Below are 4,028 nucleotides of genomic sequence, written 5' to 3' on the forward strand. Positions count from 1 at the left end.
TGTAAAATGAATCATAAGAATGTGCACTTTAGCCTCCATACCACACACCAGCCCCCGCATCACGCACCAATCACCATACCACAGCAACACCTCCCCCATACCACAGCAACACCTCCCCCGTACCACAGCAACACCTCCCCCGTACCACAGCAACACCTCCCCCACGCACCAACACCATCACGAAATAGGCTTGAAAGCGCAAAATCTCTTCTCGACTTCTTTCTGTAAATTTTCAAAATCGTAAAAACGTGGATCTGTAAAATGAACCATAAGAATGTGCACTTGGTAAGAAAAATGACAGGTGGAGTAAAGAAAGTCGGGAAAAAGGCACAAATGAAAAAGGGATGAAATATGGCGTGCTGCTCGTGGGGACATCAGAGCTGTGATATATTGGGCGCTATAAGGATAGACTATTAGAGATGAGGGAGGGTAGAACAAGGATAGGAGAAGCTTCTTTTCCACGTGAAGGAAACTGCTTTCCAGAACAAGAAATAGACAAAAAAAACGGGCCGAAAAGACCCGTTTCTTGATTATCTCTAGGGAAAAGAGCTTAGAAATCCATTCCGCCCATTCCACCCATTCCACCAGCCGGCATTGGAGGCATGGGAGCATCTTTCTTTGGCATTTCAGCAACCATTGCTTCTGTTGTGATCAAAAGGCTTGCAATTGAAGCCGCATTCTGAAGAGCAGAACGCACCACCTTCACAGGATCAACAATTCCCAAAGCAATCAAATCACCAAATTCACCCGTTGCGGTATTGTAACCAAATGTATCAGCATTATTTTCAAGCACTTTGCCCACAATAATCGCTGCTTCTTCACCAGCATTTGTTGCGATTTGGCGCGCTGGAGCTTGTAGAGCACGACGAACGATATTAATACCAGCTTCTTGGTCAGGATTACTTCCCTTAACGGTCAACGCACTTGCTGCACGCAACAATGCGGTACCACCACCAGCAACAATACCTTCTTCCACAGCAGCCCGCGTTGCATTCAACGCATCATCCACACGGTCTTTCTTTTCTTTCACTTCAACTTCTGTTGCACCACCCACACGGATAACAGCAACACCACCAGCGAGTTTAGCAAGTCTTTCCTGCAATTTTTCACGATCATAGTCAGAAGTTGTTTCTTCAATCTGAGCTTTAATCTGATTAACACGTGCAGTAATCTCTGCCTTTTGTCCAGCACCATCAATAATTGTGGTGTTTTCTTTAGAAATATTCACTTTCTTAGCACGTCCCAGCATATCCAAAGTGACATTTTCAAGTTTAATGCCCACATCTTCAGAAATCACCTGTCCCGATGTCAAGATAGCGATATCTTCAAGCATTGCTTTACGACGATCACCAAACCCTGGCGCTTTTACCGCAGCAATTTTCAAACCACCGCGCAACTTGTTGACCACGAGCGTTGCCAAAGCTTCACCTTCAACATCTTCAGCAATAATAAGAAGGGGTTTGCCAGACTGTACAACCGCTTCCAAAACAGGAAGTAAGGATTGCAAATTGGACAATTTCTTTTCGTGAATGAGAATGTAAGGATCATCAAGATCAGCAACCATTTTCTCAGCATTTGTGACAAAGTAAGGGGAAAGATAGCCACGGTCAAATTGCATTCCTTCCACGACTTCTAATTCGGTTTCAGCCGTTTTAGCTTCTTCCACGGTAATGACGCCTTCATTGCCAACTTTTTCCATGGCATCCGCGATCATTTTACCGATTTCAGCAGCACCATTGGCAGAAATGGTTCCAACTTGCGCAATTTCTGCTGAAGTTTGGATTTTTTTAGCTTTTTTGAAAAGATTAGCCACCACTTCATCCACAGCAGCATCAATTCCGCGTTTAAGATCCATAGGGTTCATGCCCGCAGCAACAGCTTTCACACCTTCTTGTACGATAGCCTGTCCCAAAACAGTTGCGGTTGTTGTTCCATCTCCAGCAATATCATTGGTTTTAGAAGCAACTTCGCGCAACATTTGCGCACCCATATTTTCGAACTTATCTTCCAGTTCGATTTCCTTTGCAACGGATACACCATCTTTTGTGATGCGGGGCGCACCAAATGATTTATCAATCACGACATTGCGCCCTTTGGGGCCGAGTGTCACCTTAACAGCGTTAGCAAGGATGTCGACACCGCGCAACAAACGCTCACGCGCTTCACGGCCAAATTTGACTTCTTTAGCAGCCATTTAATTTCTCCTTGGAGTTTTTTCAAAATAGTACACAATGAAAAATGGAGGGCTTCTTAATTAGCCCATAATTCCCATAATGTCAGATTCTTTCATGATTAAGAGGTCTTCCCCATTAATCTTGACTTCAGTTCCAGACCATTTTCCAAACAAAATACGGTCCCCTGTTTTGACTTCTAAAGGCACGCGCTTTCCGTTATCGTCGAGAGCGCCATTGCCCACAGCAATAACTTCACCTTCTTGTGGTTTTTCTTTTGCTGTATCGGGAATGATAATCCCACCAGCGGTTTTATTTTCAGATTCAACCCGACGAACAACGACACGATCGTGAAGTGGGCGGAATTGTATATTAGCCATGTTTTAAATCCTTAAAACTGAACATAATTGCGTTAATCTTAGAAAGCTCTTGCTAGCACTCTTAAGTTACGAGTGCTAGCACTATCCAAGATATAAAATCAGCTTTTCTCAATGTCAAGGATAACCATAAAATAATTTCTCTATAAATTGAGACTTCCATGTCTTGCTTCTTCTTGCACTTTCGCGTTATTTAACTTTTTTAAGAACCCGTGAACAAAAAAGGATCTTATCATGGTTGAAACACGTCAGGAAACGGATAGCTTTGGAACGATTTCGGTACGCCAAGATCGTTATTGGGGAGCACAAACTGAACGTTCTCTGCATAATTTTAATATTGGCACAGAAAAGCAGCCTCTTACCATCATTTACGCCTTAAGCCTTATCAAAAAAGCGGCTGCTCTTGTCAATATGGACAAAGGCAAACTGTCCCCCAAGATTGGAAAAGCGATTGTCACTGCTGCCGATGAAGTTCTCTCTGGCGCCTTCGATACACATTTTCCGCTTTCTGTTTGGCAAACAGGCTCAGGGACCCAAAGCAATATGAATGTCAACGAAGTGATTGCCAACCATGCCAGCATGCTTTTGGGAGGAAAACTGGGAAGCAAAAAGCCCGTTCATCCCAATGACCATGTCAATATGAGTCAATCATCCAATGATTCCTTTCCCACGGCGCTTCACATTGCCACCACGCTGCAAACGCGCCAACATCTTTTTCCTATTCTTGAAGCCCTCATTACCACTTTCAAGAAAAAAGAAGAAGAATTTGCCGACATCATCAAAATCGGACGCACCCATACGCAAGATGCCACGCCCTTAACGCTTGCACAAGAATTTTCAGGCTATCGAGTCGCCTTAGAAGCCAATCGTCATCGAATTGAAACAGCCCTTTCTGATGTTCAAATGCTTGCTCAAGGCGGAACAGCCGTTGGAACGGGACTCAACGCCCCGAAAGGTTTTGACGTTGCCTTTGCGGAAACAATCAGCGCCCTCACAGGAATATCCTTTAAAACGGCGCACAATAAATTTGAAGCACTTGCCCATCATGGTGCTCTTGCGCATTTTCACGGCAGCTTGAATGCCTTAGCTGCTGATCTCTTTAAAATTGCCAATGACATTCGGTTTTTAGGCTCCGGTCCCCGTTCCGGCTTAGGAGAACTCAACCTGCCTGAAAATGAACCGGGCTCTTCTATTATGCCTGGCAAGGTTAACCCCACCCAGTGTGAAGCCATGACCATGGTTGCAGCCCAAGTCTTTGGCAATCATACCAGCGTAACCTTTGCTGCAAGCCAAGGGCATTTTGAACTCAACGTCTATAAACCTGTTATTGGCTATAACGTTTTACAATCCATTACCCTTCTTGGTGATTGCATGCGTTCTTTTGATCTGCATTGCATTCAAGGATTACGCGCCAATCGTGTTCATATTCACGCACTCATGGAACGTTCACTCATGTTAGTCACAGCACTTGCCCCAGAAA

At 44.4% G+C, this 4,028-nt stretch carries 3 protein-coding genes; 1 reads left to right on the top strand and 2 read right to left on the bottom strand.

The window, feature by feature from the left end; translation table 11 throughout:
- Positions 1 to 550: 550 nt before the first annotated feature.
- Together groL and groES are read right to left on the bottom strand one after the other, a co-directional pair.
- Positions 551 to 2,194 carry a chaperonin GroEL gene (groL, locus tag BN338_RS01555; protein WP_039758355.1) on the bottom strand — a complete coding sequence of 548 codons (1,644 nt, stop codon included), beginning with the start codon at positions 2,192 to 2,194 and terminating at the stop codon, positions 551 to 553.
- 60 nt (positions 2,195 to 2,254) lie between these two features.
- A complete protein-coding gene (gene groES / locus BN338_RS01560) occupies positions 2,255 to 2,551 on the bottom strand; it encodes a co-chaperone GroES (RefSeq protein WP_005774667.1) in 297 nt (98 codons plus the stop codon).
- Between the two features lie 231 nt (positions 2,552 to 2,782).
- Here groES and fumC point away from each other — a divergent pair.
- On the top strand, positions 2,783 to 4,028 hold a 1,246-nt coding region (gene fumC / locus BN338_RS01565; protein ID WP_039758359.1), incomplete at its 3' end, for a class II fumarate hydratase.

It is taken from the genome of Bartonella queenslandensis AUST/NH15 (assembly GCF_000312585.1).
GTDB classification, from domain to species: domain Bacteria; phylum Pseudomonadota; class Alphaproteobacteria; order Rhizobiales; family Rhizobiaceae; genus Bartonella; species Bartonella queenslandensis_A.